The following is a 3,232-nucleotide window of genomic DNA, read 5'->3' as shown; positions in this document are numbered from 1 at the left end:
CACGCAAATCGGCTACAACAACCGGAACGCCGCCATCGTCATCACGCTGTGCGCGTTGGCGCTTGAGCTGCTTGGCAAGGCCGTCACGCTCTGACGCCACGGTGTCACGTTCAACGCTCAGATTGACGCGTTGCGCCTCCAACTCGCGAATGCGCAAGCGAAGAGCACGCGTATTCATATCAGCCAAGTCTGCGAAATCCCCGCCTTCCAAAACGTCCTCAATCACCTCGGGATCAGCACTGGCAAACACCAACACCTTCGACTTTGGCAACATCAGCATTTCATTGCGCTTGGATTCAGGAAGCATGGTCGCGAACTTTGCCATCCGCATCAGCTCTGAAGCGCGTTGACTGGTGAGTCCAAGCGCCTCCATGCCGTCTTCAAACTCTCCGTGAGGCATCTCAGCCTTTACGCTCAATAGCAAATAGCCAGCCTCAACCGCTAAGCGTGCGGCCATATTGCATGCAACGGCGGCGCGGGACACTCGGTCACTTACGGAGCCCCCCAGCACGATCCCAAGGCCAACGGCGGCTATTGAGTCACTTTCTGTGAACTCAAATCCCCGCACGGTGCGGGGATTTGCCACGATCACTTCATTTTTCTTAGGCATTCAGATTTCCTTCTAAATATTTGTTTTGAATAAATCGGAGAACAAACTTTTTGAGCAATGGAAGAGGCGTCCCCTCAACAATTGATTTCGCTGCTTCAGCTTGAATTTCCACAGTTGCATTGGTGTCTATTGCGATCCGCACTAGCGTTTGCATTTCTGGAGGCAAAACCTCGACTACTGAATCAAATCCATCACTCATGACTTCCCCACTACAACCGTTGTCGGCTTAAAGTGCTTGCCGCCCGTAGGCAGCTTGACCGCCATATCGGCTATTGCTGTCAGACGCTGCGCCATCTCACGCAATGCGCTGGGGCGAATTTCCATGCCGTTGAACGGTTCGCTGGTCAGCTCCACCAAAGCAGCGCCGTGACGGCAGCGGGTCAGGGTGGCGGTCACCCAAGGGACGTCAACGCCACGGTTTTTTTGCTCCTCGCGCTCAGCCCGTCTATTCACGACTGCTGCTAGGCGGTCTTGAGCGGACTGTTGCTCAGGAGTTGTCATACAGTTCCAGCCTCTTTCAAACCAAGGCGCACAGCAATTTCGTGACCACGGCCTCGACGCGCTTTATTAATGCCATTGACTACACGCACCACTTCGCCGTATGGGTAGCCGTGTTCGGTGGCAAAATCTTTGAAGGTCTTGCCTTCGCGACGGAATTTCTCTTTCAGTTTTTCTGGTGTGATTGGCATTTTTTTCAGTCCTTTAGGTTGGGTTGTTAAAAGTTCGTTGATGCGTATTGTGTTAACAGTTAACGCAAATTGCAAGGAGTATTTTTATGGTTGACAAAAACGTAGGGTTTTTAGGTGTCGCTGATCGTTTACGACTTGCGCTTGACTTGCCAAGCGAGGCTCAATTAGCTGAGCGGCTTGGGATGAAGCAGTCCGCGTGGTCAACACGCAAAACACGCGGCCAACTACCTACCGCCGAAATTGATGCCCTTATCAGCGCCGAGGGGCTAAATCCCGAGTTCATCTATGAAGGCACAGGTCCAGTGCATTTAGACGTGGACGGCGAAAGCTGGGAAAGCGGTTTTAGAAAGCGTGTTGAGCAGTCGCTAGGTCAGTCCACCTACACCGATGTATTGGTGCGCGAAGGTCATAAAAAAACTGATCTCAAGGCTGCGTTAACGGGCAAGCAAGCCCCGTCAGCTAAGTTGCTGCGAGACATGCGCCGAAGTCTTCAGCTGGATATGAATTGGCTCATCTGCGGTGATACCGATACTGCTCTGAGTAGGGATGAGCGAGCCGTGGTTGATGCCTATCGCAGTGCGACCAAAGAAGGCAAAACCACCATTGCACAGGTGGCGGCTATGGCTCCGAAGGCGAAGGGCAAGTAATGGTCACGGTGCAACTCATCGTCGGCCAAAGTGACATAGATGACCAAATTTCTGCACTCATGCGCGAGTCCACAACACTCAAAGACGAAAAGCGAATGCACGCCGCTGTCGCTTGCCTCTACAAGGCAAAAACCCTGATGCTCGAATCACCGTTTGTCTATACCGCTGAGAAGTGGTGCAAGCTGCCGTTGTATTTGCAACAAGCTGGCATGTTCTCAGAATCAATGCACGAGTTTCAGTTTTTGCTTGACGACCTGCCTAGACGGGTACGGCGTGACACATCGTTAGACGACCCCAATGTCGATACTTTGTCGCGTAAGCAAAAGCGTTACAAACGTCTGTTGGACGACGACACAAAAACGATTGAAGCCAAACGTGCGCTTGCTAAGAAGCGTCAAGAGAAAAGAGTAAAGCCGTGACAAACACATTTAGGTTTGACCCGTCCACAGGCTCTTTGAGTGCCGTCTCCTATGTCCGTGCAAGCCATGCGCACAAATGCACTTGCGGACACGAATTCACGTTCACCGTAGACTGGGCAGAGGGCTCAGTGATAAATACTGAGGCGCTCAACATTAAGAATCTCAACTGCCCTCAATGTCAGGCTGCCGTGGTTCTTCCGGCAGGCCAGTATTGTGTTGAAGGTTACGATCTTGTTCGCAAATAAGTTTGCCATGCACAATCACCCGCTTGCAATCAATCTCTAGACGCCCTCCATCTAAAGGGCGTACAGACTTAACCCCTTCAAATAGGCAGGCGTGGTGTGTGGCAGTTGTGTTCATACCCCGCATCTTCGCGCGCGCATAGGGCGTTGCCACGGTGAAGTGTTTCACCACGACTAAGCAGCGCTGATTCCAGAAACTAAGGACTTCTAACCGAAGTCCTTTTTTCATTTCTGGAGTCGTTATGTCTAAGTCGTATCGAATGCTCAGCTGGGTGGTCTTGACCGCCGTGTTGTTGGCCGCCTCGTTGTTCGCTCAAAGTGAGTGGCCCGGCAATGTGGTGTCGGTATCGCTCTACAAGGCGCACCTTATGGCGCTTGGCGGCTGGGGAGGCTATTGGCTTGACCGTGCGCTGTTTCCTTATGCGCGGCCCGATATGTTTCTTGTGGGGTCTAGCACTGACCGCACGGCCAATGTTTTCTCTTCATCGCAGCTGCGTCGCGCCATCATTGTGGCCGCCTGCCTGATTTGCGTGGGCTTGGGCGCATGACATACCAAGTTCGCCGCCGTCGCCTTCGCATGGGGGCCTGCTTTGTGTTGGCGTGGGTTGCCTTGGCGTTGTTCGCT

The 3,232-nt window shown here is 52.8% G+C and carries 7 protein-coding genes and 1 pseudogene; 3 read left to right on the top strand and 5 right to left on the bottom strand.

The features are described 5' to 3' along the window. The 4 genes and pseudogenes from RMR24_RS00040 to RMR24_RS00025 form a co-directional block, all read right to left on the bottom strand. Window positions 1-457, bottom strand: a pseudogene (locus RMR24_RS00040) (hypothetical protein); the annotation flags it as partial. 145 nt (window positions 458-602) lie between these two features. After that, window positions 603-809: a hypothetical protein gene (locus RMR24_RS00035; RefSeq protein WP_310613049.1), complete on the bottom strand. Its 207-nt coding sequence runs from the start codon at window positions 807-809 to the stop codon at window positions 603-605. After that, on the bottom strand, window positions 806-1,111 hold the full coding sequence (locus tag RMR24_RS00030) for a hypothetical protein (protein WP_310613048.1): 306 nt from the start codon (window positions 1,109-1,111) through the stop codon (window positions 806-808). The genes RMR24_RS00035 and RMR24_RS00030 overlap by 4 nt, the downstream gene beginning before the upstream one ends. Continuing rightward, window positions 1,108-1,374: a DNA-binding protein gene (locus RMR24_RS00025; protein ID WP_310613047.1), complete on the bottom strand. Its 267-nt coding sequence runs from the start codon at window positions 1,372-1,374 to the stop codon at window positions 1,108-1,110. The genes RMR24_RS00030 and RMR24_RS00025 overlap by 4 nt, the downstream gene beginning before the upstream one ends. 11 nt (window positions 1,375-1,385) lie before the next feature. Here RMR24_RS00025 and RMR24_RS00020 point away from each other — a divergent pair, with 11 nt between their 5' ends. Together RMR24_RS00020 and RMR24_RS00015 are read left to right on the top strand one after the other, a co-directional pair. Further along, window positions 1,386-1,946 carry a hypothetical protein gene (locus RMR24_RS00020; RefSeq protein WP_310613046.1) on the top strand — a complete coding sequence of 187 codons (561 nt, stop codon included), beginning with the start codon at window positions 1,386-1,388 and terminating at the stop codon, window positions 1,944-1,946. Then, window positions 1,946-2,365 (top strand): hypothetical protein, encoded by a 420-nt coding sequence (locus tag RMR24_RS00015; protein WP_310613045.1) that lies wholly within the window; start codon window positions 1,946-1,948, stop codon window positions 2,363-2,365. Before RMR24_RS00020 ends, RMR24_RS00015 begins: the two co-directional genes overlap by 1 nt. A 162-nt stretch (window positions 2,366-2,527) precedes the next feature. Here the strand turns inward: RMR24_RS00015 and RMR24_RS00010 are convergent, their stop codons facing one another. Further along, complete coding sequence (locus RMR24_RS00010) at window positions 2,528-2,836, bottom strand: hypothetical protein (RefSeq protein ID WP_310613044.1); 309 nt, start codon at window positions 2,834-2,836, stop codon at window positions 2,528-2,530. Between the two features lie 13 nt (window positions 2,837-2,849). Between RMR24_RS00010 and RMR24_RS00005 the strand changes: the two genes are divergently transcribed. Further along, window positions 2,850-3,155 (top strand): putative holin, encoded by a 306-nt coding sequence (locus tag RMR24_RS00005; protein ID WP_310613043.1) that lies wholly within the window; start codon window positions 2,850-2,852, stop codon window positions 3,153-3,155. Window positions 3,156-3,232 lie beyond the last annotated feature (77 nt).

It is taken from the genome of Limnohabitans sp., assembly GCF_031539105.1.
Lineage (GTDB): Bacteria > Pseudomonadota > Gammaproteobacteria > Burkholderiales > Burkholderiaceae_C > Limnohabitans.
This window is presented reverse-complemented; position numbering and strand designations above follow the sequence as displayed.